Raw genomic sequence first — 24,835 nt, forward strand, 5'->3', positions numbered from 1 at the left:
CGAAAGGTCGCACCGCGATCGTCCGTGCGAGCGCGGCTCCGTGGCTCTCGCCAAGGCGCGGCATACGTTGAACAACCCCCCAACCCCCGGGGAGCGATCGCTTGAACGAAGTGGCTCTTTCCACCTCCGACCAACCCTTCCAGGTCGACTACCGGCTCATCTTCGACGCCACCAGCAACAGCATGGCGTTCACCTACGCGGAGTCAGGGCGCATCGTCGACGTCAACGAAACGTGGGTCCGATCGATCGGCATTGCGCGTGAAGAGGCCATCGGCAGGACGGCTCTCGAACTGGGTGTCTGGGCCGATCCGGAAGACCGGAAGAACTGCATCGCCGAACTCACCCGGACGGGCCGGGTTCGCGACTACGAAGCACGCCTGCGTACGCGGACCGATGAAGTCCCGCACCTGATCTCCGGCCGCGTGATCGAACGCGGCGGCGAACGCTGCGTCCTGTGGGAGTTCCGGGACATCGCGGCGCGGGTCAAGGCCGAGACCGCGCTCAAGGAACGCGAAGAGATGTTGAGTGCCATCTTCTCGCACGCGGGTGACGGCATCGATCTGGTCGATGTCGAGACCCTGGCCATCCTCGAAGTGAACGACGCGGCCTGCCAGATGATGGGCTATACCCGCGACGAGTACGTGCGTCTGTCGGTGACCGACATCCAGCCGGACTTCGACGCTGCGCAACTGCATGGCGTCATCTCGCGGATCGTCGCCAAGGGCAGCGCAAGCTTCCCCGGCCAACACCGCCGGAAGGACGGCACGGTCTTCGACATCCACATCAACGTGCGCCCCATCAGGCTGCATGGTCGTGACTGCCTCGTATCCGTGTGGCGTGACATCACGCAGGAAAAGCAGGCCAGCCAGGCGCTCAAGAGCGCCGCGGATTGGCATCGCGCCCTGCTGCAGAACACCGTGGAGGGCGTGTGCATCTTCGACGAAAGCAAGGCTGTCGTCGAAGTGAACGACCGGTTCGCCCAGATGCTGGGCTACCAGCCGGAAGAAATGATCGGCATGCATCCGTGGCAGTGGGACACCGACCTGTGTGAAGCGGACCTCGAAGCGCGCTTTCCGTTCCGTCCCTCGGCGAACTACACCTTCGAATCACGCCAGCGGCGCAAGGACGGATCGGTCTACCTCGCGGAGGTGAGCGTCCAGCACGCGCACATCGGCGATCGGAATGTCACCGTCTCCGTCACGCGGGACATCACCGACCGGAAGAAGGCCGAGCAGAAGCTCGCGGACAGCGAGCAACGCCTGCGGCTGGCGATGAGCTCGGCAAAGATGGCGGTGTGGGAGTTCGACTTCGTCTTGAATCGTCTGTACTGGTCGCCGGAGATCTATACCCTGTTCGGCGCGCCGCAGATCGAGCCGTCCCGCGAATGGCTGAGCGCGATGGAGCATCCCGACGACCGCGGCGTTGCGGAAGCGGCCATGCAAAGAGCCATCGTCGAGAAGGAGCCTTACCATGCGCAATACCGCATCTGTGTCGGCGACAGGACGAAGTGGGTGGAGGACCGGGGCACGGTCGAGTTCGCGGAAGACGGCCGGCCCCTGCGCGTCGTCGGCCTCGCCCGTGACATCACCGAAGAAAAGACGTGGGAGCGGGAGCTCGCCCAGTCGCGGACCTTGCTTCGCGCGGTCATCGACTCGGTGCCCGTGCGCATCTTCTGGAAGGACCGGGACCTCCGCTATCTCGGCTGCAATCCGCTCTTCGCGCAGGACGCCGGCAAGACTCATCCTGACGAGCTGACGGGCAACGACGACTACGTCATGGCCTGGGCCGATCAGGCCGACCTGTACCGGGCGGATGACCGGGATGTCCTGAACTCCGGCCGCGTCAAGCTGAATTTCGAAGAACCGCAGACCACGGCGGACGGCCGCCACATCTGGCTTCGCACCTCCAAGGTCCCGCTGCGAGACAGCGAGGGCAAGATTTTCGGTGTGCTCGGAATGTACGACGACATCACCGAGATCAAGCAGGCCGCCCAGGAACTCGCGAACCACCGTTATCGCCTTGAAGAGCTTGTCGAAGAGCGCACCATCGACCTGCAGGCATTGCATCACAAGCTGCTCGACACGCAGTTCGCCATGGACAAGGTCGGCATCGGTATCCACTGGGTCGATCTGGACACGTCCAGGATCACGTACGTCAACAACGTCGCGGCAGATCTCCTCGGCTACAGTGTGGAGGAACTCACGGGTCTCACCGTGGGCGACATCGATCCCAGCTTTCCGCTCGAACGGTTCCTCGAGATTCGGCCCCGCATCAGGGCGCAGGGGCACGTGCAGTTCGAATCGCGCCAGCGTACGAAAGACGGACGCCTCATTCCGGTCGAAGTCCACATCTACTACCACGAAGGCACCGAATTCTCTGCGCCACGGCTCATCACGTTCGTCACCGACATCGCCCGCCGCAAGGAAACGGAGCAGGCGCTGATCCAGGCCAAGGCCGCTGCAGAGAGCGCCAATCTCGCCAAGAGCGCCTTTCTGGCGAACATGAGCCACGAGATCAGGACACCGCTCAACGCCATCACCGGCATGGCGCATCTCATCCGACGCAGCGGGCTGACACCCGAGCAGAGCAGACGGATGGACACGCTGGTCGCGTCGGGCGAGCACCTGCTCCACATCATCAACGCCATCCTCGAGCTGTCGAAGATCGAGGCCGGGAAGTTTGCGCTGGACATCACCGCAGTGCGTGTGGAAACCCTCCTGGGGAACGTCATCTCCATCCTGCGCGAACGGGCGGACGCCAAGCGTCTGAAGATCCGCAGCGAGATCGATGCCCTGCCGGTCGGCCTGCAGGGAGACCCGGTCCGTCTGCAGCAGGCCCTGCTGAACTATGCGGGCAACGCGATCAAGTTCACCGAAAGCGGCAGCATCGCGTTGCGAGTGAAGCTCGTCGAGGACACAGAGAAGAGTGCCTTGGTACGCTTCGAAGTGGAGGATACCGGCGTCGGCGTGCCGCCCGAGGCGCTGCGAAAACTCTTCAACAGCTTCGAGCAGGCCGACAACTCGATCACGCGCAAGTACGGAGGAACCGGGCTGGGTCTTGCCATCACCAAACGCCTCGCCGAACTGATGGGCGGCGAATCCGGTGCGGAAAGCGTCCCCGGCTCGGGCAGCACCTTCTGGTTCACGGCGCGGCTCGCCAAGGGCAAGGCGATCGAATCGGCGAGCACACGCTCGTCACCGGAAAACGCGGAAGCGCAGCTCCGACGGGACCACTCGGGCACGCGGCTGCTGCTGGCCGAAGACGACCCGGTCAATCAGGAAATCGCGCTTCAGTTGCTCCAGGAAGCAGGGCTCACCGCCGACGTCGCCAACGACGGCCTCGAAGCGGTCGATCTCGCCACGCGCAACGGCTACGCGCTGATCCTCATGGACATGCAGATGCCCAACCTGGATGGACTGGAAGCCACCCGGCGCATCCGTCTCCTGCCCCTGGGAGAACATGTCCCCATTCTCGCCATGACCGCGAACGCGTTCGCGGAAGACAGGCAGCGTTGCCTGGATGCCGGCATGGACGACTTCATCGCGAAACCGGTGGAGCCGGAACTCCTGTATTCGGCGCTGCTGGGCTGGCTCGCGAGCGGACATGTGAGCGAGCGGCGCCTGCCTCCGAAAGGAGAGAAGACCTCTTCCGGCGTTCCCGCGGGAGTGCGAGTGCAGGAGTCGCCAGCGGGACCGTGGCCTCCGGAGAATGTCCCCGGATTCGATCTCCCGTCGGCCCTGGCGCGCATGCGCGGCAAGACCGAATCGCTCAAACGGTTCCTGCGCCTGTTCCGCGACACTCAGCAGGATGCCGTTCCTGCCATCGGCCGCGCGCTCGATGACCGGGACCATGCCTCTGCCGCCCGCCTCGCACACAACCTCAAGGGTGCATCGGGCAGCATCGGTGCGGTGAGCCTGCAGGAAGCGGCCGCGCAGATGGAAGAGGCGCTGAAGGAGCCGTCGACGGTCGGCAAGGAAGCGCACGCGGATCTGTTTCGGGAACTCCAGGCGGAGTGGACGCAGGCGATGGAGAGTCTGAGCGTCGTTCTCTCCGACCCCGTCGAACCGCACAGCTAGCCTACTTCCACCCTCCCCTTCCGCCATCGCACGTACATCGGAAGAGCGCGCCACCCACGTGCTTTCTCAGCGCGTCGATGCCATCGAGCAACACCAATCGTTCCTTCGATCTCGGCCTGCAACGCCGGGCGCTCCACACCAGCGTCACGATGGCGGCGCCGTAGGTCAGTTCCTGCAGATCGCGGTAGACGTCCCCGGCGTGACCAGCGAAGTGATCCAGGTTGTGCTTGAGTTCCTGCGGCATGCGAATCTCCGTGAAGACGCTTCCCTCGACTCGATGCAGCTGCCCTGGTCTCGCGGCAGCTTCTCCCCCGCTTCGTCCTGCCTCCGGTTCGGCGCGTGCGCGCTGTTTCGAAGCGGCACGTTCAGTATCCTGCCGGTTCGACAGATGTGTCATCGCTCTTTGGAGGGAGACACGATTCCCCCTCCTTTCTCTTTCGCACGGTCCGAAAGAGGCAAGTCGAGCCGCCTCTGATCCCCTATGCCGCTTCCGGCGTGTAACCCGCCTCCGCAATCACGGCACTCAGCGCCGGCGCGTCCACTGTTCCCGAATCGATCTCCACCTGATGCGTCGGAAGATCGATGCGCACTTCCGCCTGCGGATCGACGCTCTTCACGGCCTGGGTGATGGTCGCGGCGCAGTGGCCGCAGGTCATGTCGTTCACGGTGAACCGGATCATGGAGATGGCTCCTCGAAGGGGTGGAAAGCCGCCATGCTCCACCTTCCCGTGGGGGGAGAGTCAAGTCCGGCCCCGTGATCGCCCCCTTCCTCTGGGCGAGAATACCGCTTGCCCTTCCCGTAACCGGAACCTCCAGCATGGGGACCGATTCCAATCTGCTGGAGAGCCTGAGATGACCGCCTACGCCACCGCCCCCCGCCCGCCGATCACGATTCCCGTCCAGGGAATGACCTGCGCGTCGTGTGTCCGGCGAGTCGAGAAGTCCCTGGCGGCGGTGCCGGGCGTCGAGCAAGCCGCGGTCAATCTCGCGACCGAGCAGGCGGCCGTGACGGCCGACGCCTCCGTCAGCGCAGAGGCGCTGGCCGCTGCCGTTCGCAAGGCGGGTTACGGTGTCCCCGAATCCGCCGTGGAGCTTCAGGTCGAGGGCATGACGTGCGCCTCGTGCGTCGCGCGTGTCGAGAAAGCCCTGCGCAAGATCCCCGGCGTGATCGACGCCTCGGTGAACCTTGCCACCGAACGCGCCTCTGTCCGGGCTCTGTCCACCGTGACACCGGCCGAACTGATGGCCGGCATCACGAAGGCGGGTTACACGGCCCGTCCGGTCGACGAGCCGCGTGAGGCCGCTGGGCGTGCATGGCCCGACTGGTGGCCTGTCGCCGCCGCGGTCCTGCTGACCGCGCCGCTCGCACTGCCCATGTTGCTGACCGTCGCCGGCATTCACTGGATGCCTGCTCCGTGGATCCAGCTGGCGCTCGCCACGCCGGTCCAGTTCTGGCTGGGCGCCCGCTTCTACCGTGCGGGCTGGCGTGCGGTGCTCGCAGGCACCGGCAACATGGACCTGCTGGTGGCCCTGGGCACCTCGGCCGCCTACGGGCTGTCGGTGTACATGATGTTCGCGCACTCTCACGACGGCATGCCTCACCTGTACTTCGAGGGATCGGCCGTCGTCATCACGCTGGTCCTGCTCGGCAAGTGGCTGGAGACCCGGGCCAAGCGCCAGACGGCCGATGCCATCCGCGCCCTCAACGCGTTGCGCCCCACCACGGCCCGCGTACGCCGTCCGGAGGGCGACATCGACATGCCGATCGAACGGGTGGCGACCGGCGATCTCGTGATCGTGCGCCCCGGCGAACGCATCGCCATCGACGGCGAGATCGTCGAAGGCCGCAGCCACCTGGACGAAGCCCTCATCACGGGCGAGAGCAGGCCTGTCGCGAAGAACGCGGGCGACCGCGTGACCGGCGGCTCCATCAACGCCGAGGGAGCGTTGACCGTGCGCACGACCGCCATCGGCGCCGAGACGACCCTCGCCCGCATCATCCGCATGGTCGAGTCCGCCCAGGCCGCGAAGGCGCCGATCCAGCGCGTGGTCGACCGTGTCAGCACCGTCTTCGTGCCCGCAGTGCTTGGCATCGCACTCGTCACGCTCGCCGCTTGGGCATTCGCCGGCGCCGGTTGGACCACCGCCATCGTCAATGCCGTTTCGGTGCTGGTGATCGCGTGCCCGTGCGCACTGGGCCTCGCGACCCCCACGGCCATCATGGCGGGCACCGGCGTGGCCGCACGCCACGGCATTCTCATCAAGGACGCCACGGCGCTGGAGATCGCGCACAGGGTCACCACCGTCGCGTTCGACAAGACCGGCACGCTCACCGAGGGGCGCCCGCGTGTCGTCGCGGTCCATGCAGCATCCGGCAGCGAACCCCTTGGCGTGCTGCGCCTGGCCGGGGCGCTGCAGCAGAACAGCGAACATCCGCTCGCCCGTGCCGTGATGGAACGCCTGAGCGATGACGACCTGGACGTCGCTCCGGCCACCGATGCCCGTGCCCTGCCGGGCCGCGGCGTGGAGGCCTCCGTCGATGGCAGATCACTGGTGCTGGGCAGCCAGCGCCTGATGCTGGAACTGAATGCTGTCCTTTCGGACCTCGCTCCCGCAGCCACGTCGCTCGAAGCGGAGGGGCACTCGATTTCCTGGCTCGCCGAACGCGCCGAAGGCGGAACGAAGCTCCTGGGGCTGCTGGCTTTCGGCGATGCGGTGAAGCCCACCGCCCGTGATGGCATCGCGCGGTTGAAGGCGCTGGGCATCCGCTCCGTCATGGTCACCGGCGACAACGAAGGCGCGGCAAGGGCCGTCGCTCGCGACACCGGAATCGACGACGTCCGCTCGAGCGTGCTGCCCGGCGACAAGGCCCATGCCGTGAACGCCCTGCGCAGTGCCGGACAGACCATCGCCATGGTCGGGGACGGCATCAACGACGCCCCTGCCCTCGCCGCGGCGGACGTCGGGATCGCGATGTCGACGGGAACCGACGTCGCCATGGAAGCCGCCGGGATCACACTCATGCGCGGCGACGTGAGCTTGGTGGCCGACGCGCTGGACATCTCGCGCCGCACCTACGCCACCATCCGCCGCGGGCTGTTCTGGGCCTTCGTCTACAACATCGTGGGGATACCTCTCGCCGCCTTCGGCGTCCTCACCCCGGTGATCGCCGGGGGCGCCATGGCCTTCAGCAGCGTGAGCGTGGTCGCGAACGCCCTGCTGCTGCGCCGCTGGCGACCGGCCGGTGCCACCCCGAGCGCGCCGTACGCGCCTTCGGGCCTTTCTCGATGCGCGGCCATCGATGCCCGTGGCCGGCCGGACTGACCGGATCGCCAAGGCGTTCATCCACTCCGAAGGCGCATGGCGTGCAAGCCGCCTTCCCGGCCAACATCGGCACGCCTGCCTGCCTCACCGTCGTTTCGGAGAAGGCGCGCGCTGGCGCACACCGACGAACCCGACCGGAAGATCCTTGAGCCGCAATTCATGAAACGCACCCTCCAGCACCTCACGGAACACTGTCACGGCGACGGCCGGCCCGACTGCCCCATCCTGGAGGGTCTGGCCGAGGCTCCGGCCGACGCACCTGCCGCACCCCCAGACTGAGCGCCGGGGGAACGGGCGGACAATATCTTTCCGTTTCTTGCTGTCATCCTTGCCACCCCGTCGCCGATAAGGGATGCAAAGCACGCTTCGTCCAGGGAGCGTGCGTCACAAGCCAGGCATCGTGGCAGTCCCCACCCGCGACACAGAACCGGGCGAGTCCCAATCCTCGACTCCCGCCCCGAAGAACTCCGAGCCGGCAGCGTTCGGCTCCACGCCCACCCGCCGCACGGGGGTCGGGGCTGCTTTCGACCGTCGCCTCGCCAACCGGCTGCCGGTCATCACGGGAACGCTCGTGGCCATTCTGATCGTCATCATGGGTACCGCGCTCTGGGCCAGCCGGCAGGACCAGCTCGATGCCGCGCGTCTCACCACCCGCAATCTGGCCGTGGTGCTCGAAACCCAGACCGGTCGAACGCTGGAAGCGGTCGACGCGACGCTTTCCACATTCGTCACGTTGTGGAAGACCGTTCCTCCGCGGGACCGGCCCAGCGCCCTGGCTCTGCACCACCTGCTCCGGGAAAAGGTACGCGCCAATCGCTACGTACGTTCGATCTACATCCTCGACGCCCGTGGCGCGATGGTCCACGACTCCGAAGTCCTGCCGGCGCGCACCCTCCGATTCGAAGACCGCGAGTATTTCCGCGTTCACGTCGATGCCGATCATGGCCTGCACGTGAGCAACATGATGCGCGGCCGCCTGACCGGCCGATGGGGAATGGTGCTGACGCGGCGCCTGGAAGACGAGCGTGGCCGATTTGCGGGGGTCGTCGTGGCGGCGATCGAGCCCGAACGGCTGGAAACCGCCTATTCCGGCATCGACGTGGGCGACCGGGGCGCGATCAACGTACGCCACGTCAATGGCGACCTGATCATTCGCGTGCCGCACTTCGAAGGCACCATCGGGGCCAAGGTGCCTTCGACGCCCTCGATCCTCCAGGCCATCCGCCATGAGGGCGTTGCATCGGGTGAGATCGAAAGTCCCTTCGACGGCGTGCTGCGCATCTATACCGCCCGCGCCATCCCGAACTCGCCGCTGATGGTCTTTGTCGGGCTCAGCAAGCAGGAAGTGCTTGCGCCGTGGAACCGGGTCGCCGGCGTCTACATCCTCGCCGTCCTCGCGCTGATCCTGGCCCTCCATTGGCTGAGCCGGATGCTCTCCCGCGAAGTCCGCCGGCGGGAATCGCTCATCCAGTCCCTCGAACGCAGTGAAGCCGAACTCATCGATCACCGCGACAATCTGCAGGGGGCCGTGGAACGCCGCACGGCGGAACTGCGCGTGGCCAAGGAAGCCGCGGAGGAAGCGAGCCGCGCGAAGTCCGAGTTCCTGGCGAACATCTCGCATGAACTACGCACACCGATGCACGCCATCCTCTCGTTCGCCAAGCTGGGACAGAATCGAAGCGGTGATGGGGCGGCCGTAAACAAGGCCCCCCTGTACTTCCAGCGCATCCGCACCAGTGGCGAGCGGCTGATGCGCCTGCTCAACGATCTGCTGGACCTGTCCAGGCTCGAAGCCGGCAAGATGCCGTACGAGATCAGGTATTGGAATCTGCACGAGATCGCCTCCGAGGTCCTGTGGGAGTTCACCGAACTCGCGCGGGCCAAGTCCGTCACGATCGACATTCCGGGACCGTCGGGCGACACGGACCTCTACTGCGACGCCGCGCGCGTGGGGCAGGTGGTCCGCAATCTGGTGTCCAATGCGCTCAAGTTCTCTCCGAACGGCAGCACGGTGCGCGTGGCCGTGGAATCCGCGACCGGGACCGAGATGGACGGCGAATCGACCCCCGACGCCGTCACGCTCAGCGTGTGCGACGAAGGCCAGGGCATCCCCGCCGACGAACTGGAAACCGTCTTCGACAAGTTCGTCCAGAGCAGCAAGACCAAGAGCGGAGCCGGCGGCACGGGCCTGGGGCTGTCCATCTGCCGCGAGATCGTGGCGCACCACGCCGGCCGGATCTGGGCAGAGAACGGCGAGCGCGGCGTGGTGTTCCGGGTGTGGCTGCCGAAATCCGGCCTGAAGCCCGCGACAATCGATGAACCCGCGCCGCGAATCGCGGCGGGGTTAGGAAGCGGCCGATGCAACTTGCACCGCGCGCATCGATCGGAACCTCCGTGGGCCTGCGTTAGACTACCGGCCCTCTTTACACAGCCGGTCTCGATCTCCCCGCGCGCGAACCGCGGAGAACGGCCTGGCCAACACGGGCTTCCCTGAGAATCCCGCCACCAAGAGCTCAATGTCCGAACACCTCTGGTTCTCCGCCGCCGCCGGTTTCGAAGCCGCCCTGGAAATCCCGCTGCTTCCCTCCGACCACCGGTCCCGCCGGCTGCACGGCCACAGCTTCGTGGCGAAGGTGCGCGCCGAATTGCCGGAAGGCTGGGCGCCCTTCCCCGGTGCCGAAGTGCACGTCCTGCACTCGCGTCTGGCGCGCTGCATCGCACCGCTCGACTACAGCCTGCTCAACCGCGAGATTGCCCTGCCCACCGACGAGAACCTGGCCCGCTGGCTGCGCGGACGTCTCGACGTGCCGGGCATCCGCACCATCGGCATCCAGAGCACGGCCGAGGAAGGTGCGGACATGGACGGCGAGGACCACGTTCATCTCTGGCGCCGCTACCGCTTCGAATCTGCACATCGCCTGCCCAACGTGGCACCCGGACACAAGTGCGGACGCATGCACGGGCACGGCTTCGAAGTGATTCTGCACGCCGACCAGGACCTCGGCGGAAGGCCGCTGGGTGTCGACTACGATCACATCGACGCGCTCTGGGCATCGATCCACGCAGAGCTGGACCACGCGTGCCTCAACGACATTCCCGGGCTGGAGAACCCCACGAGCGAGAATATCGCCGCCTGGATCTGGCAGCGCCTGCAACCGCAGCTGCCCGAATTGTCATGGGTGACCGTGTACGAAACCGCGAGCTGCGGCGCGCACTTCGACGGCCGGCACTACCGCATCTGGAAGGAGATGACCCTCGACAGCGCGGTGCAGCTTCGTCGCGCGCCAGAAGGCGATCCGCGCCGGCGCATTCACGGCCACACGTTCACACTGCGGCTGCATCTGCACGCGCCGCTGGACGAAGTGATGGGCTGGACCGTGGACTTCGGCGACGTGAAAACGCTCTTCGATCCGCTGTTCAAGCGCCTGGATCACCACCCGCTGCACGAGATCCAAGGCCTGGCCGACACGGACACCGCGAGCCTCGCCCGCTGGATACGCACGCAGACCGAACCGCTGCTGCCGCAACTGGACCGCATCGATCTGTACGAGACGCGCGGCTGCGGCACGATCCTGGGCTGGGACGAGGATGGCCCGGCGCTGCCGATCTGAATCCATGTCCTACACCGTCAAGGAAATCTTCTACACGTTGCAAGGCGAAGGCGCTCAGGCCGGCCGCGCGGCCGTGTTCTGCCGCTTCTCCGGCTGCAACCTGTGGTCGGGCGAGGAACGTCATCGTGCGACGGCCGTGTGCCAGTTCTGCGACACGGATTTCGTGGGCACGGATGGCCCGGGCGGCGGACGATTCGGCACCGCAGCGGATCTCGCCGATGCCGTGGCGGCCTGCTGGCAGGGCGACGGCACTCGCGCCCGCCGGCTCGTGGTGTGCACCGGTGGCGAACCGCTTCTCCAGCTCGACACGGCGTTGATCGACGCCCTGCACGCGCGAGGGTTCCAGATCGCGGTGGAGACGAACGGCACCCAGCCTGCGCCGGAAGGCATCGACTGGATCTGCGTGAGCCCCAAGGCCGGCGCGCCACTGGTCCTTGAACGTGGCAACGAACTGAAACTCGTCTACCCGCAGGCGGGGGCGCAGCCGGAAGACTTCGCGCACCTGCCCTTCGACCACTTCTTCCTGCAGCCGATGGACGGCCCGGATCGCGGCGCGAACACGCGGGCGGCCGTGGACTACTGCCTGGCGCACCCGCAGTGGCGCGTGAGCGTCCAGACGCACAAGGTTCTGGACATCCCCTGACACGCCCTCGCGGGCGCCCGGCAACGGTTACCGTTCGACGAGTTCGGCGTTCTGCCGGGCCGCGGTCTCGATGCCCTGGAGTGTCGTGGCCGTGGGCTGGGACAGGAGCGTGCGCAGGACAGCACCCGACACGTTGTGCTCCAGCACCAGGCTGCGGACAGCCTGCAGGGTTTCGACTTCGGCGAGCAGACGCAGGATCGCCTCTGCCTCGTTGGAGTACAGATGCATCCAGCCGGTGATGTCTTCGGGGTCCAGCGTGGCGACTTCGCGCAGGCGCGCAACGAGATTCGGGCTCAGGGACATGGTGAAGGCCTCGAGTGATGCTGTCCCATCTCACGCGGTCTGTAAGCGCGCTCGATGTCTTGATCGAAACACCAGCGGGGCCCCTGGCCGCCTCCGCCGGAGGCGCTTCGCTTCTGTGAACGACGGGGTGGATCCGCGGTGCTGCCAGCCCCCTCTAACGGCAGCAGCCCGCGAACCTTCAGGGTCGATTCGCACCCATCGGCCCCCTATTCGAAAAGTTCCTTCATCTTCTCCGGGCTCGGCACGCCGGGGATGCGGCTGCCGTCGGGAAACAGCAACGTGGGCGAGCCATTGACCGTGATGGATCTGGCATAGGCCTTGTGCTCCTCGATCGGCGTCTTGCAGGCCCGCGCGTCCGGCGGCTGCACGTTCTTCAGCACCAGCGCAAGGAATGCCTTCGGGGGATCGTCCGCGCAGACGACGTTCTGCGCCACCTTGGCGCCCGCCTCTCCGAAGGGCGTCCAGAAGACGTAGACCACGGCCCCCGGAGTCTTGGAGAGCAGGTTGAAGAACCGCTTGCTGTAGCCCTCCAGGGGATCCATGAAGACCGCGATCTCACGCGCGCCGGTCCCGATCCGCACGCGGGTCGCGGTGTACCGGGGCAACTCGGTCCAATCGACCCGTTGCGCCTCGGCGAGGTACTCCGCCGTGAGGTCCTTGCGTTGCGTGTAGTCGAGGAGCTGCCCCCCCGCGATGAACTCAGCCTTGGGCCCGGTGTACAGCACCACGCCCGGAAGCGCGCCCGGATCGCCCATGAGCATCTGCACCAGCCCGGGCGCCTCTGCGCGGGAGATGCCCCGCACGTTGTCCTTGAAGCCCTTGATCTTCGGCGCGGGCGCCCTGTAGACGTCGGTTCGCAACACGAAGCGACCATCCTCGGTGCCGAAGTAGCGGTCTTCCTTGCCTGCCCCTTCGACCGTCATCTCCCACCAGCCCGGCAGGATGAAGCGCTTCACGCCTGTCACCTGCTGCCCTACGGTCGCCTTGAGTCGGGCGAGCACCTCGGCTTCCGACGGGGCCGCCTGGGCACCGGAGACAGCGCCCGCACACGCCGACGCCAGGACGGCGCTCGCAAGCCACGATCCGAATTTCCCCAGCGCGCTCATTCCGACAACCCCTCCAGCACGCCCATGAGTTGGCGGAACTGGTCTTCCGCGACGACGACGTCGTCACCGCCGCCCGTGGTGCAGCCGCCGCTCACCCGCTGCCACGCCTCGTTGGGATCGGCCGGCAGCAGGGACCGGCAGACATACGCCTCGCCCTTGAAGCAGTACTTGCGTCCGGCCGTGTGCCGGAGCGACTTGTCGGACAGGAACTCGCAGTGCGGGGTGGGGAAGGCTCCGTTGGCAACAGGCTTCGACGACTTCTTCCCGCCCCCTGCCGCGCTGCTCGAGGGCCGGCCGGCGTTGCCACCCGGGGCGTTGGCCGCGCTCTTCGACTTGTCCGCCGCATCCTTGGCCTTCGACTGCGCCGAGGCGTCCTTCGCCTGGGTCTGTTCTCCCGCCTCTTCCGCCGCCGCGTGACACTCGAGGGCCGCCACGAGCTTCTGATAGACCGCGTTCGACGGGTCCCGCTTCGCCAGCAGCCTGGCCTCCGCCAGCGCCACCTTCGCCGAGCCGAAGGAGTGGATCGACGCGAGCACGGATTCCTCGCGCTGCTCGACCCGGACCGTCGCCGGACAGGTGCTGCTGCCCGTCGCGGGCGCCTTGGGCGGCGTTGCGGCAGCGCTGCAGGATTCCTGCTCCCACGCTTCGTATCGCCCGACGTCGGCAGGGTCCACGGTGAAGAACCCCGGGCAGACGCCGGCCGCGACCATCAGGTCGCGTTGTGCTTCGACTCGCTCCCGCGCTTCGGTGCAAGGATCCTTCTTCTTCCGCTGTTCCGCGGCCCAGTAATTGAGCAAGGTGTCCCATCGCTTGTCGCAGGACAGCGCACTGAAATCGGGCTTCGGCGCGCGCTGCGCGAAGACATCGGCGGACAACGAGAACAGCAGCGGGATGACAAGAGCGACACACAGGCGCAAGAAGGCGCGGACTCGGGAACGCATCGAACGAACCTCGGGGTGGAAAGCAGTCGCCCGACGATAGACGGACAACGCCGCGAAGAGCAATCGCGGAGATGTGTCAGCGGCGCTGAGCGCGTCGTCACGGGAACCGTGCAGACGTCACGGATACGAGAAAGGCAACGGATACGGCCGCCCGAAGGGCCGCCCGCCACGGATCGTCTGGACCGGGCTCAGGTACCGGCTACCCCGCCGCTGCGCGCCCTTGGTGTCGACGAACGTCACCGGCCCTTCCACCAGATCGAACAGCGCGATGTCCGCCGGGGCGCCTGTCTGCAGCGTCCCGAGCAGCGGCACGCGCCCGATGATCTCCGCGGGCCGCACCGTCGCCTTGGCGATCACGTCCTCCAGCGACAGCCCGAGGTTCAGGAACTTGCTCATCACCCAGGGCAGGTAAGGCTTGCCGGGCGTGTTGCCGCTCACGGCGTGGATGTCGCTGCTGATCGTGTCCGGCCCGAAGCCCTCCGCCAGCGCGGCCTCCGCCACCGCGTAGTCGAAGCTGCCACCGCCGTGACCGACATCGATGATCACTCCCCGCTGTTTGGCACGCAGCGCGGCTTCGCGCACGTGGCCGTCCTTGACCGTGTCGTTTCCGGCCCCGCTGTAGGCGTGCGTGAGGATGTCGCCGGGCCGCAGCAGATCCAGCAGCGCTTCCAGTTCGCCCGGCGCATCGCCGATGTGGCACATCACCCTCCCCTGCGTACCCGAGCGCTCCGTCGCGGCGATGGCGCGCTTCAGCGGTTCCAGCAGGTTCGCGCCGACGACGTTGCGGGACTCCCGCACTTTCACGCCGAGCAGGATCTCCGGGTTCTCCGCGAGCGTCTTCGCCGCGAGATCGACATCCGCGTAGTCGATATTCAGCATCTCCCCCACCGGAAAACCCGCCAGGCCGATGGACGAGATGTGCAAGAAGGCGAACAGCCGCGAGCGCGACTGCGCCGCGACGTAGTGCTTGAAGGCCGAGAAGTTGTTGGCGCCGGCATCTCCGGCGCTCACGTAGGTGGTGGTGGCCGTGAACGGCACCAACTCGTCGGCCGGAAGACCGAGCGCCGAGCCTTGCGGATACACGTGGGCGTGCAGATCCACGAGGCCGGGAGTGACCAGCTTGCCCGTGGCGTCGATCACCTGCCGCGCGCTGAAGACCGGCAGATTCGAAGCGACTTCCACGATGCGGCCGTGATGCACGGCGATGTCACGCTCGTCGGACAGCCCCTGCGACGGATCGATCACGCGTCCGCCGCGAACGAGCAGGTCGTAACGGTCGTCGGCCCGAGTGAAAGCCGACAGCGCACTCCCCGCCACCATCCCCGTTGCACCCAACAAGAAACTGCGACGAGACCACGGCGCCATGCGCTGCCTCCGGCGAGAGACTACCTTTCGATCATGGAGCGACCGGGCGCAGCAAAGCCGCCCCCGGCCAACCTTTAGCCCGTACGCGGTCGTATTGCGGCGGGTAGGAGAACTCTGCACCGAACTTCTGCGCCGCGTGCCAGACCCAGCGCGGATTGTCGAGGAAGGCGCGGGCCATGGCGACCTGATCCGCCTGCCCAGCCGCGAGAATCTCCTCGGCCTGATCCGGCCGCACGATCATCCCCACCGCGCGGGTCACGATGCCGACCTCGCGCTTGATCTTCTCGGCGAGGTGTACCTGATAGTTGGCTGCCACCGGAATCGAAATGCCCAGCGAGATGCCGCCGCTCGACACGCATACGTAGTCGAAGCCGACGTCCTTGAGCCCGCGAGCGAACCGCACCGCTTCTTCCGGCGTCACGCCGTTCCCCGCCCAGTCCGTCCCCGTGATGCGCGCACCCAGCACCACGGACTTCGGCACGGCCTCGCGAATCCGCCGCGCGATCTCCAGCGGCATCCGCAACCGGTTCTCCAGCGATCCGCCGTAGCGGTCCGTGCGCTGGTTGGACAGCGGCGAAGTGAACTGATGCAGCAGGTAGCCGTGCGCCGCGTGCATCTCGATCGCGTCCAGCCCGATGGCCACGGCACGCCGAGCCGAGTTCGAGAATGCCGTCTGCACGCGTTCGATATCCGCCTCGTCCATCGCCCTGGGCGTGTGCCACGAGGCTTCGAACGGAAGGGCCGATGCCGAGATCGTCCCCCACGGATCTTCGGCCGGGCTCAACGCGCGCCCGCCTTCCCAGGGCCGCTGCGCCGAGGCCTTGCGCCCCGCGTGACCCAGCTGGATGCCGATGCACGTGCACGGCAATGCTACGCGCCGGGCGGAGGCCACCATGCGCGCCATGCCCGCCTGCGTGTCGTCCGACCACAGCCCCGTGCATCCGTGGGTGATGCGGCCCAGGCGTTCAACCGCCGTGGCTTCGATCATCACCAGCCCCGCGCCGGTCATGGCGAGGTTCATGAGGTTCTGCGTGTGCCAGTCCGGATCCGGTACGCCATCGTGGCCGCTGTATTGGCACATGGGCGCGACGGCGATGCGATTGGGCAGCTCGACCGGACCGATCTGCAACGGAGAGAACAGCTTCGAGTTCATGACGTGAATGCCCCCTGACAAGCGATCAATCGGGTACGCCCAACCGCGCGGCGTCCATGCGCGCCAGCGTTTCCTGCCGGCCCAGCAGTTCCAGCACGGCATCGATGGCGGGCGTCTGCGCCTCGCCCGTCACCATCACCCGCAGCGGCATGGCGATCTTGGGCATCTTCCAGCCCCGTTCCGTGGCCGTGGTCTTGATGGCCTCGCCGATCGAGGCGCGCGCCCAGTCCACCGACCGAAGACGTTCCCGCAAGGCATCCATTGCCGTCCCCACGCCTACCAGATAGTGCTGCTCGCGCATCGCCTGCTGCGGTTCCAGCCGGCGGTAGAAGTAGACGGCGGCGTCGGCCAATTCCTCGATCGTGCTCACGCGCTCCTTGAGCAGCGCGACGACCTTGGACAGATCCGGCCCGCCGTCGGTCTTGCAGCCATCCTTGGCCAGGAAGGGCGTCACCAGGTCCGCCAGCCGCGCGTCGTCCTGCCTGCTTGAGGTAGTGCGCGTTCAGCCACAGGAGTTTTTCCGGGTTGAACTTGGCGGGGCTGCGGCTGATGTGGCCCAGATCGAACCACTCCACCAGCTGTTCCAACCCGAACACCTCGTCGTCCCCGTGCGACCAGCCCAGGCGGGCCAGGTAGTTGTTCAGCGCCTCCGGCAGATAGCCGTCGTCGAAGTACTGCATCACGCTCACCGCGCCGTGGCGCTTGGACAGGCGCTCGCCGTCTTCCCCCAGGATCATCGGGACGTGCCCGAACAGGGGCACTTCGGCCCCAAGCGCGCGGTAGATGTTGATCTGCCGGGGCGTGTTGTTCACGTGGTCGTCGCCGCGGATCACGTGCGTGATGTTCATGTCCCAATCGTCGATCACCACACCAAAGTTATAGGTGGGCACCCCGTCCGCCCGCATGATCACCAGGTCGTCCAGTTCCTCATTGGCAAAGCTGATCGGGCCCTTGACCAGGTCGTCCCACGTCACCGTGCCGTCGTCCGGATTGCGGAAGCGGATGACCGGCTGCACGCCCTCCGGCGGTGTCTTCCCCCGCGCGCGCTCCGGCCGCCACCGGCCGTCGTACCGCGGCTTCAACCCGGCCGCCCGCTGCTGCTCCCGCATGGTGTCCAGTTCTTCCTTCGAGGCATAACACCGGTAGGCATGGCCGGAGGCCAGCAACTGCTCCACGACCTCCCGGTACCGGTCCAGCCGCTGCATCTGATAGAACGGCCCCTCGTCGTAGTCCAGCCCCAGCCAATCCATGGCATCCAGAATGGCCTGGGTGGAGGCCGCCGTGGAACGCTCCGTATCCGTATCTTCGATGCGCAGGATGAACTTGCCGCCGTGGCGGCGGGCATAGGCCCAGGAGAACAGCGCAGTGCGGGCGCCGCCGATGTGCAGATAGCCCGTGGGGCTGGGCGCGAAGCGGGTTCGGATCATGATGCGAGGGGTCTGTTTCGGGGAAAGGTCGCGATTCTACGTAAGGGCCTCTGGGGAGCGGCCCTGCTTACATTCCTGGACGAGACAGATGGCCAAGCCTGAAATGCTGGGCCGAGAGGAAAACCTGGACTACGAACGGCGGATTGTGGTGGGCAGTAGTGGGATCGAACCACTGACCCCTGCCGTGTGAAGGCAGTGCTCTACCGCTGAGCTAACTGCCCGCCGCGAGAGGGGGCGAATTAAAGCATAGGCGGTTGAGGTCGGTCAAACGGCGTCAAAAGGGCCCGCAGAGCCCTACTTCGTTACCCCATCTGCTCCGCCAGGACCGTCCGAACGGAAGATGTAACAGCCTGGCAGCGACTCACGACAGCACTTTAGAAGTCAGTGGTTCGATCCCACTACTGCCCACCAAGAATTCCGCCGTCAGTATCGCGATCCAGTCGCTCAAGCTTTACGCGCCGAAGCTCACGCTTCTGCGGGTTTAGTGGCATTCATGCGCAATTCCAAGTCGCCTTCCCGTTGGCGTTTGCCTCAGCCCTAACAACGCCTTTCACGACAAGCGGAGCATTGGTCTGCCGTCTTCGCGATCTATCGCAATTTGTAGCCGCGAATTGCGGACGGCGAAGGATCGCTTGCTCGTAGGCAAACTTCTGGTGCATGCACATCATCTCCCGGAAATGGATGGACGGTCGCTGGGGCCGCTGCCACGCGCCCGCGGCATGCAACGGCCCTTTCACGAGAAACAAATTCGCGCGGAAACTTCTCGCGACGGCGTGTGGCCGATCTAGGGGTGCGCGGCTCGCGGTTCGCTGTCTCGGGCCTGTTGGTGGGGACCTCGGGTCAGGGCATGGCTGTCCTCGTGCCCTGATTCAGTGGCTCGTCTGGCCCAGACACGCACACAGGTGCGCCCGGGTCTCGGCGTCTTCGATCCACACGTGACACCCGCTGATGCCGCGGGTGAGCAGGATACGGTAGGCCTGGGCAAGGGCGGCGCGCAGTCTTTCGTGCGCCTGACCGGGGTTTCCCTCGGCACGCACGGCACTGACGCTGCGGTCGAGGCCCGTATCGTGCACGTGCGCGACGTCCGCGCGCCACTGGTTGCCTCGCCAGACAAGGTCGCCTAGCCACAGCACGCCGACGGTGTCGAAGTCGAAGCCGCGCACAACGTAGGGGCAACCCACTTCGCAAAGCGGGTCCGCGTGCATCGGGCTGCCGAGCGGCGCTGGATGAACCAGGTGTAGTCGGTGCCGCCGGGAATGAAGTTCCAGACCTTGCTCCAGTGCCGCCGCGTGCCCGACGCGTCCAGGTACGGCTCGTGGAAATCCTGCTGCGCGGCGGGCAGGGCGTGCGGACGCGCCGCGCCTTTGGTGTTCCACCTGCGAGCGTAGCTGGCCAGCAGCCGTACGGTGCGACCGTTGTCGACGCAATCGCGCAGGCGCTGCTCCAGTTCGGCAAGGGTATCGGCGAGTTGAACGTCGAACACGCCGCGCCACCGCCGGGCCAGGGCGGCCAGTTTCTCCGGCGCCTCACCGCGCAGCAGGCCCTCGAGCCAGTCCACGTAGTCGGCCGAGCCGGCGCAGCGGAACTGCGCCCCTTGCAGCGAGATCGGCTCGCCCACTTCGGCACCGAGCTCCTCGGCCCAGCGGCGGATGTCGGCGAGCGTGGTGTTCTCGCGGTCGCGGAAACCCTGCTCGACGTCGAGCAGGAAGATCGACACCGTGGAGCACCGGATGATGTGCCAAGCCAGTGGGCCGAAGGTGGGCGCAAAGCCGAACTGACCGCGCCCTTCCGAGTGCTCGGGGTTGATAAGGGCATGGGCCTCGTCGACTACCGAGACGAGGTACTGCTCGTCGCAGGCGCCGTCCTGGAACGGCACACCCCAGTCGCGCAGCAGTTGGACGTTGTCGCGCCATGCCGCGGCGTCGCTGGCAAAGGCGGCGCCGTGCTGGCGGCGCAGCCTACCGAGCGTTTGCGTGGTAAGCGGCACGTAGCTCGCAGCACGCTTGACGACGCCGCTGGCAGCTTGGGCGTCGCCGGCCACCTGAAAGAGCTTCGACCAGTTACTAGTCTGCGCCGTGGACGTGGTGGTAAGAACGGCGGCACCTTCCGGCAGCCGCTCGTCGGTGACGAGCGCGGACCAGATGCGCGCCGCGAGACCGACTTGCCCGACCCCGGCGGACCCTGGATGACGATTACCTGCTTGCGCGGGGAACTGCGGCCGAGCACTTCCGACTCGAGCCGCGCGCGGACGAGGGCGAATGCCCGGCGCTGATGATCGAGCAGTTCGAAAGGGCTGTTCGCGCGGTCGCGGATCTGCGCGCCGATCTGGCGCACGAAGCCACGGTCCTGCCGGTAGCGGCCGGCCACGAACGCGTGGGCAAACTGCTCGTCGGGCGCCTTCAGCGTCCGCGCGAGGTATACAGGCCACACTTCCCGCACGACGTTAGGCGAGAGCGTGAAGCAGGGGTAGTCGCGCACCAGTGTATCGTTGGGTGGATCGGCATAGGCTTCGGCGAAGTAGTCACGCGTGAACAGCACGCAGCCGCGCACATCGGCGCGCTGGTCCTGCACGGCGGAGTGGAATCGCCGGCAGTACTCGGTGTAGCCGCGGACTTGGTCGGCCGGGTGCAACGCGATGGAGCCGGCCCGCTCCATGAGCCCCTCGGCAGGGCCGGGTCGGTCGCCGCGGGTGATCCAGTGCTTCAGTTCAACGATGACGACCGAAGGCTTGAATGCGCCGCGGCCGAGCAGCACGACGTCGCACCAAGAAGATGCCGCCGGGAGCTGATACTCCAGCGCCAGGTAGCCGTGGCCACCTAGGTACAGGTGCAGCGGCCCTAGCGCAGGCGCCGCCAGCACTTCGGCGAGTGCCGGCAGCGAGGACTCCCACGCTTCGCGCTCGTCATCACCGCCCCGGCCGGTGGCGGACTTGAGCGCGGCGATCAGCGCAGGCCGATCGGAACGTACGGCTTCGCGGAACTCGGCGATGGTCAGGAGCATGGGCGGCGCGTCTAGGAAGTCAGCACTTTGACGCCGAGCGGCCGGCGGTGCTCATGCCGCGGTAGTCGCAGGCGCCGCATTTGTTCGTTGAGGGCGACGCGGCCAACGTGCCTGCACGCAAGGCATCGTCGACGGAATTCGTCTGCGTCTTCACATCGGCGATGAAAGTGGCGTCGGCCATCGGCCAAAACTCGGCCTTGTAACCGACCGTTGGACCACCGCGGCCTACAGCTCGCCGCTGGGTGCACGCTGCGGCGGCAGGAGTGCACGCATGAGGCCGGACAGCCCACAGGGCGGGTGATGTAGCGTCCTGCTCGGGGCGGGGTCCCAGCGACGGTTGCCATCAGATGGCTGCCTTTCTTATGAAGCCAAAATTGCACCATATGATAGGCAGTCTCAAACAGGAACTGAAGTCAGACGCTTTCTCATAGCCTCAGGGTCCGGCGGCACGTCTTCGCGACGGCTCCGCAGGCGCAGCGCCGCAGCCAGAGGACGGAGCGCTTCATTGACGACCACCCGAACAGCAAGACCGTGTAACGGATACCCCTTAGCGCGAACTCGTACCGCCACCCGTCGGTTTGACCCACGACCGAGCCGGTGCCGAACTGCACAGGGACGACGCGAACCCACAAGCAAACGAGCGCATGCCTCGCTCGATCCGAGCCCATCTTCAACATAGTCCACTCGGATCTTCCGCCATCCCATGCGTTGCCATGCTCTAGCCAAGATGGCTGGCTACGATGGCGAAGCACACAAGCTCACCATCCAACGTTCTTGCGATGCGTGCGCTTGCATGTGACTCAATTGCCATCGGGGAGATGAACAATGCGCAAGACGCTGTCTATCGGTACTCTCGTATTCGCGGCGCTCCAGGCGGTACCCGCTTCCGCCGCTGACTTCCTTTTCATCCGTCATGCCGAAAGCACGGCGAATGCGGGCACGGCGACCACGGTTCAGGAATTCCTGAACCCGCCGTTGACGGTGCTGGGCCAACAGCAGGCGCTCAACCTGCAAACTGTGCTGGCAAGCTACGACATCACCACCCTCTATACCAGCGCCTATCAGCGCACCCAGCTCACCATTGCGCCCACAGCGGCTGCGTTTGGCCTCACGCCCATCGCAGACGCCCGGACCAACGAGTGGTACATCGGTGACGTCACGAGCCTCGAAGAGTTGGCCACCGTCAATCCTTTCGCCGTCATCGGCGCCTGGGCCGCGGGAAATACCGGTGCCAAGGCGAACCTGCCCAATGCGGAATCGCTCGATGACATGGCGGCACGCGTCATTCCGGCGTGGAACGAGATCATCAATCAGCACAAGGACGAGGACGGAATCGTGGTCCTGGTCGGACACGGGGCGGAAATCGGTTTCGTCATGCCCTACTTTGCCGAGAACGTGAGCCTCGACTTCGCCTTTTCGCATGGCCTCCAGAACACCGGCATCGTGCAGCAGAACTCATCAATGATCTGCCTTACGTGACGAACTGGCAGGGCACCCCGCTGCCCGTGCCAGAACCGGAAACGTACGCCATGTTGATGGCCGGTCTGGGACTGATGGGATTCATGGCTCGTCGCAAGAAACAAGCGTCTTGATCGGCCGGTCAGTTCTGCCACGGAGAAACCCGCTGCGGCGGGGTTTCTTCTTTTCTGGACAGACCAATGGCGCGAGTCGATGCGGCGGCCGAAGATAGGCGGCGCACCGATCGAACCGCCTCCGGGAAGTTCAGCCTGTCGTCACTTCCCTCTCCCAAGAAAACTCCCCCCTCTGCCTCCCGAAGTGCCCGTCAGTCGTCGTCAGTTCATCGATCGGCCACCGCAGATCCAGCGTTTTCAGTATCCCGGCCGGCGTGAGGTCGATCTCGTCTTGTAGTGCGCTGACGATCTCGTCGGCGCTGCGCTGTCCGGTGCCGAACGTCTCCACCAGATAGCTCACCGGCTCGGCCACGCCGATGGCTTAGGCGATCTGGACCAGGCATTTTCTTGCCCAACCACGGGCGACCACCTGCCTCGCGAGAAAGCGGGCCGACCGACTTTCCGACTCTGCCGCGCGAAACACCATCATCAAACCATACGCTTAGCCGAATACCCAGACTTAATGCGCTCGCGTATATTGACAAATATACGCCGTCCGCATAGTGAAGATCAAGGAGGAATCGGCAGGGAACAGATCGCCCGCACCCAAAAGCAACTCGGCGCCGCCATCCGCCGGGAGCGCAAGCGCGCGGGGCGGACGCAGGGCGAGCTTGGCGCGCGCATGAGTCTGCGCCAGGCCACGGTATCGAGCCTCGAAGCCGGAGAGAACGCCACACGCGTGCAAACACTCCTTGCGGCGCTCGCGGCCCTTGACCTGGAATTGGTCGTGAGGGCCGCGGACCAGGGCTCGGCCCGTGAGATCGAGGACATGTTCTGATGGCCGGACGTCCTCGCACCCACATACCGCTCGACGTCTACCTGAACGGCCGCCGCGTGGGCCAGCTTCGGCGCGAGGGCAGCGGTGCTGTGGATTTTCGGTATGACGCGTACTGGCTCGCCTGGGACAAGGCGCTGCCGGTCTCGCTCTCGCTGCCGCTGCGCGAGGATCGCTATCTCGGCGAGCCGGTTCTCGCCGTCTTCGAAAACCTTCTTCCAGACAACACCGAGATCCGCAATCGCCTCGCCGCGCGCACCCAAGCGGCGGGCAGCGACGCATTCAGCCTGCTCGGTACCATCGGCCGCGATTGCGTGGGCGCTCTTCAGTTCGTGCCTGAGAAAGCCGACCCCGGCACACCGGCCCACATTGCGGGGACCAGGCTTGCCGATGCCGATATCGCGGCGATCCTTGGCAATCTCGGCCCTGCCCCGCTCGGTGTCACGACGGATGAGGCCTTTCGGATTTCGCTTGCGGGCGCGCAGGAGAAGACCGCCCTCCTGTGGTGGCACGACCAGTGGCACCTGCCGCACGGCGCTACCGCGACCACTCACATCCTCAAGCCCGCGATCGGCAAGCTCGCGAGCGGCATGGACCTGTCGGACAGTGTCGACAACGAGTATCTCTGCCTGCTGCGCCTTGCAGTGCAATCGGACTTCCTTGCGCGCGCGCGGAGATCGCCACTTTCGATGGCATCCGCACGCTCGTCGTTGAAGCGCTCGATCGGCTGTGGACCAGTGATGGCCGCCTCCTTCGCCTGCCGCAGGAAGACGGTTGCCAGGCGGCTGGCGTCATGCCCAGCCGCAAGTACGAATCGGATGGCGGTCCCGGGATCGCCGCCTTGCTCCGCGCTCCTCGAGGCAAGCGACCAGCCGGCCGAAGACCGCCGCCTGTTCCTCAAGGCGCAGTTGTTCTTCTGGCTCCTTGGCGCCACCGACGGCCACGCAAAGAATTTCAGTATCCATCTGCTTCGCGGAGGACGCTTTCGCCTGGCTCCGCTCTACGACATCCTTTCCGCGCAGCCTCTCGTCGATGCCTCTCGGATCACTCTCCGGCAGTTCCGAATGTCGATGGCCGTCGGCAAGAACCGCCACTATGTGATCAACGAGATCGAGCCGCGCCACTTCGAACAGACGGCGCATGCTGCAGGGATCGGAAAGTCCGTCGTCGACGAGGTCCAGGACGAACTCGTGACCGCTCTCCCTGGCGCCTTCGACGCCCTCGCTGCCACGCTGCCGGATGACTTTTCCGGCAAGCTGTTCGACCAGATAGCGGACGGCGTGCACCGCCGCCTTCGCAGGCTCGGCACTCGGAGCGAAGAACGCGGGTGAAGCGCGGCAATGCCGGGCTTCGCTGCCAGGGCTGGTTGCGCCCGTCAGAAAGGCATCGAGAATGGCGTCGGCAAGGCGGTCGGCCAGAAAAACCCCGCTGCGGCGGGGTTTCTTCTTTCCTGGGCACACCTATGGCGCGGATCACGAGG

19 protein-coding genes, 1 tRNA gene and 3 pseudogenes are annotated in these 24,835 nt (G+C 66.1%); 9 read left to right on the plus strand and 14 right to left on the minus strand.

Features of this window, described 5'->3' with window-relative positions:
- Window positions 1-101: 101 nt before the first annotated feature.
- On the plus strand, window positions 102-4,076 hold the full coding sequence (locus IPK20_20000; protein ID MBK8018753.1) for a PAS domain S-box protein: 3,975 nt from the start codon (window positions 102-104) through the stop codon (window positions 4,074-4,076).
- Window position 4,077: 1 nt separating this feature from the next.
- Here IPK20_20000 and IPK20_20005 read toward each other — a convergent pair whose 3' ends face one another.
- Window positions 4,078-4,320 carry a hypothetical protein gene (locus IPK20_20005; protein MBK8018754.1) on the minus strand — a complete coding sequence of 81 codons (243 nt, stop codon included), beginning with the start codon at window positions 4,318-4,320 and terminating at the stop codon, window positions 4,078-4,080.
- Window positions 4,321-4,555: 235 nt separating this feature from the next.
- Window positions 4,556-4,756, minus strand: a complete 201-nt coding sequence (locus IPK20_20010) for a heavy-metal-associated domain-containing protein (GenBank protein ID MBK8018755.1) — start codon at window positions 4,754-4,756, stop codon at window positions 4,556-4,558.
- A 172-nt stretch (window positions 4,757-4,928) separates the two neighbouring features.
- Between IPK20_20010 and IPK20_20015 the strand changes: the two genes are divergently transcribed.
- The 4 genes from IPK20_20015 (at window position 4,929) to queE (ending at window position 11,654) form a co-directional block, all read left to right on the plus strand.
- Complete coding sequence (locus IPK20_20015; GenBank protein MBK8018756.1) at window positions 4,929-7,400, plus strand: copper-translocating P-type ATPase; 2,472 nt, start codon at window positions 4,929-4,931, stop codon at window positions 7,398-7,400.
- A gap of 400 nt (window positions 7,401-7,800) precedes the next feature.
- A complete protein-coding gene (locus tag IPK20_20020) occupies window positions 7,801-9,894 on the plus strand; it encodes a hypothetical protein (GenBank protein MBK8018757.1) in 2,094 nt (697 codons plus the stop codon).
- A gap of 22 nt (window positions 9,895-9,916) precedes the next feature.
- Window positions 9,917-11,011, plus strand: a complete 1,095-nt coding sequence (locus IPK20_20025) for a 6-carboxytetrahydropterin synthase (GenBank protein ID MBK8018758.1) — start codon at window positions 9,917-9,919, stop codon at window positions 11,009-11,011.
- Window positions 11,012-11,015: 4 nt separating this feature from the next.
- Complete coding sequence (queE, locus tag IPK20_20030; GenBank protein ID MBK8018759.1) at window positions 11,016-11,654, plus strand: 7-carboxy-7-deazaguanine synthase; 639 nt, start codon at window positions 11,016-11,018, stop codon at window positions 11,652-11,654.
- A 27-nt stretch (window positions 11,655-11,681) separates the two neighbouring features.
- Here the strand turns inward: queE and IPK20_20035 are convergent, their stop codons facing one another.
- From IPK20_20035 to IPK20_20085, 11 genes and pseudogenes are all read right to left on the minus strand, one after another.
- On the minus strand, window positions 11,682-11,957 hold the full coding sequence (locus IPK20_20035; GenBank protein MBK8018760.1) for a hypothetical protein: 276 nt from the start codon (window positions 11,955-11,957) through the stop codon (window positions 11,682-11,684).
- Between the two features lie 206 nt (window positions 11,958-12,163).
- Window positions 12,164-13,063, minus strand: a complete 900-nt coding sequence (locus IPK20_20040) for a DsbC family protein (GenBank protein MBK8018761.1) — start codon at window positions 13,061-13,063, stop codon at window positions 12,164-12,166.
- Window positions 13,060-14,004 carry a hypothetical protein gene (locus IPK20_20045; protein MBK8018762.1) on the minus strand — a complete coding sequence of 315 codons (945 nt, stop codon included), beginning with the start codon at window positions 14,002-14,004 and terminating at the stop codon, window positions 13,060-13,062. Before IPK20_20045 ends, IPK20_20040 begins: the two co-directional genes overlap by 4 nt.
- A gap of 117 nt (window positions 14,005-14,121) precedes the next feature.
- Complete coding sequence (locus IPK20_20050; protein ID MBK8018763.1) at window positions 14,122-15,369, minus strand: amidohydrolase/deacetylase family metallohydrolase; 1,248 nt, start codon at window positions 15,367-15,369, stop codon at window positions 14,122-14,124.
- Between the two features lie 31 nt (window positions 15,370-15,400).
- Window positions 15,401-16,522: an NADH:flavin oxidoreductase/NADH oxidase gene (locus IPK20_20055; protein MBK8018764.1), complete on the minus strand. Its 1,122-nt coding sequence runs from the start codon at window positions 16,520-16,522 to the stop codon at window positions 15,401-15,403.
- 25 nt (window positions 16,523-16,547) lie between these two features.
- Window positions 16,548-17,949: pseudogene (gene gltX, locus IPK20_20060) on the minus strand (glutamate--tRNA ligase).
- 146 nt (window positions 17,950-18,095) lie between these two features.
- A tRNA-Val gene (locus IPK20_20065) sits at window positions 18,096-18,170 on the minus strand.
- Window positions 18,171-18,818: 648 nt separating this feature from the next.
- The gene (locus IPK20_20070; GenBank protein MBK8018765.1) at window positions 18,819-19,112 is read right to left on the minus strand and encodes a DUF2075 domain-containing protein; all 294 of its coding nucleotides are present in this window, start codon (window positions 19,110-19,112) and stop codon (window positions 18,819-18,821) included.
- Complete coding sequence (locus IPK20_20075; protein MBK8018766.1) at window positions 19,070-19,825, minus strand: DUF2075 domain-containing protein; 756 nt, start codon at window positions 19,823-19,825, stop codon at window positions 19,070-19,072. The genes IPK20_20070 and IPK20_20075 overlap by 43 nt, the downstream gene beginning before the upstream one ends.
- Window positions 19,777-20,949 (minus strand): hypothetical protein, encoded by a 1,173-nt coding sequence (locus IPK20_20080; protein ID MBK8018767.1) that lies wholly within the window; start codon window positions 20,947-20,949, stop codon window positions 19,777-19,779. The genes IPK20_20075 and IPK20_20080 overlap by 49 nt, the downstream gene beginning before the upstream one ends.
- Before the next feature lie 19 nt (window positions 20,950-20,968).
- Window positions 20,969-21,130, minus strand: a complete 162-nt coding sequence (locus IPK20_20085) for a hypothetical protein (GenBank protein MBK8018768.1) — start codon at window positions 21,128-21,130, stop codon at window positions 20,969-20,971.
- 644 nt (window positions 21,131-21,774) lie between these two features.
- Between IPK20_20085 and IPK20_20090 the strand changes: the two genes are divergently transcribed.
- Both IPK20_20090 and IPK20_20095 read left to right on the plus strand, forming a co-directional pair.
- The gene (locus tag IPK20_20090; protein ID MBK8018769.1) at window positions 21,775-22,428 is read left to right on the plus strand and encodes a histidine phosphatase family protein; all 654 of its coding nucleotides are present in this window, start codon (window positions 21,775-21,777) and stop codon (window positions 22,426-22,428) included.
- Between the two features lie 23 nt (window positions 22,429-22,451).
- A pseudogene (locus IPK20_20095) lies at window positions 22,452-22,541 on the plus strand (PEP-CTERM sorting domain-containing protein).
- 130 nt (window positions 22,542-22,671) lie between these two features.
- On the opposite strand, the gene IPK20_20100 reads toward IPK20_20095, so the two are convergent.
- Window positions 22,672-22,893 carry a methionine adenosyltransferase domain-containing protein gene (locus IPK20_20100; protein MBK8018770.1) on the minus strand — a complete coding sequence of 74 codons (222 nt, stop codon included), beginning with the start codon at window positions 22,891-22,893 and terminating at the stop codon, window positions 22,672-22,674.
- A gap of 150 nt (window positions 22,894-23,043) precedes the next feature.
- On the opposite strand from IPK20_20100, the gene IPK20_20105 reads away from it, so the two are divergent.
- The gene (locus IPK20_20105) at window positions 23,044-23,358 is read left to right on the plus strand and encodes a helix-turn-helix domain-containing protein (protein ID MBK8018771.1); all 315 of its coding nucleotides are present in this window, start codon (window positions 23,044-23,046) and stop codon (window positions 23,356-23,358) included.
- Window positions 23,358-24,686, plus strand: a pseudogene (locus tag IPK20_20110) (type II toxin-antitoxin system HipA family toxin). The gene IPK20_20105 and the pseudogene IPK20_20110 overlap by 1 nt, the downstream one beginning before the upstream one ends.
- Window positions 24,687-24,835: the final 149 nt, after the last annotated feature.

The sequence above is a fragment of the Betaproteobacteria bacterium genome (genome assembly GCA_016713305.1).
In the GTDB taxonomy this organism is placed as follows: Bacteria; Pseudomonadota; Gammaproteobacteria; order Burkholderiales.

What these genes read in the sequence shown, in the direction of transcription:
- IPK20_20005 (MBK8018754.1), bottom strand. Translation starts at nt 4,320, where the DNA reads ATGCCGCAGGAACTCAAGCACAACCTGGATCACTTCGCTGGTCACGCC.
- IPK20_20010 (MBK8018755.1), bottom strand. Translation starts at nt 4,756, where the DNA reads ATGATCCGGTTCACCGTGAACGACATGACCTGCGGCCACTGCGCCGCG.
- IPK20_20015 (MBK8018756.1), top strand. Translation starts at nt 4,929, where the DNA reads ATGACCGCCTACGCCACCGCCCCCCGCCCGCCGATCACGATTCCCGTC.
- IPK20_20025 (MBK8018758.1), top strand. Translation starts at nt 9,917, where the DNA reads ATGTCCGAACACCTCTGGTTCTCCGCCGCCGCCGGTTTCGAAGCCGCC.
- queE (MBK8018759.1), top strand. Translation starts at nt 11,016, where the DNA reads ATGTCCTACACCGTCAAGGAAATCTTCTACACGTTGCAAGGCGAAGGC.
- IPK20_20035 (MBK8018760.1), bottom strand. Translation starts at nt 11,957, where the DNA reads ATGTCCCTGAGCCCGAATCTCGTTGCGCGCCTGCGCGAAGTCGCCACG.
- IPK20_20040 (MBK8018761.1), bottom strand. Translation starts at nt 13,063, where the DNA reads ATGAGCGCGCTGGGGAAATTCGGATCGTGGCTTGCGAGCGCCGTCCTG.
- IPK20_20045 (MBK8018762.1), bottom strand. Translation starts at nt 14,004, where the DNA reads ATGCGTTCCCGAGTCCGCGCCTTCTTGCGCCTGTGTGTCGCTCTTGTC.
- IPK20_20050 (MBK8018763.1), bottom strand. Translation starts at nt 15,369, where the DNA reads ATGGCGCCGTGGTCTCGTCGCAGTTTCTTGTTGGGTGCAACGGGGATG.
- IPK20_20055 (MBK8018764.1), bottom strand. Translation starts at nt 16,522, where the DNA reads ATGAACTCGAAGCTGTTCTCTCCGTTGCAGATCGGTCCGGTCGAGCTG.
- IPK20_20080 (MBK8018767.1), bottom strand. Translation starts at nt 20,949, where the DNA reads ATGCTCCTGACCATCGCCGAGTTCCGCGAAGCCGTACGTTCCGATCGG.
- IPK20_20085 (MBK8018768.1), bottom strand. Translation starts at nt 21,130, where the DNA reads ATGGCCGACGCCACTTTCATCGCCGATGTGAAGACGCAGACGAATTCC.
- IPK20_20090 (MBK8018769.1), top strand. Translation starts at nt 21,775, where the DNA reads ATGCGCAAGACGCTGTCTATCGGTACTCTCGTATTCGCGGCGCTCCAG.
- IPK20_20105 (MBK8018771.1), top strand. Translation starts at nt 23,044, where the DNA reads ATGCGCTCGCGTATATTGACAAATATACGCCGTCCGCATAGTGAAGAT.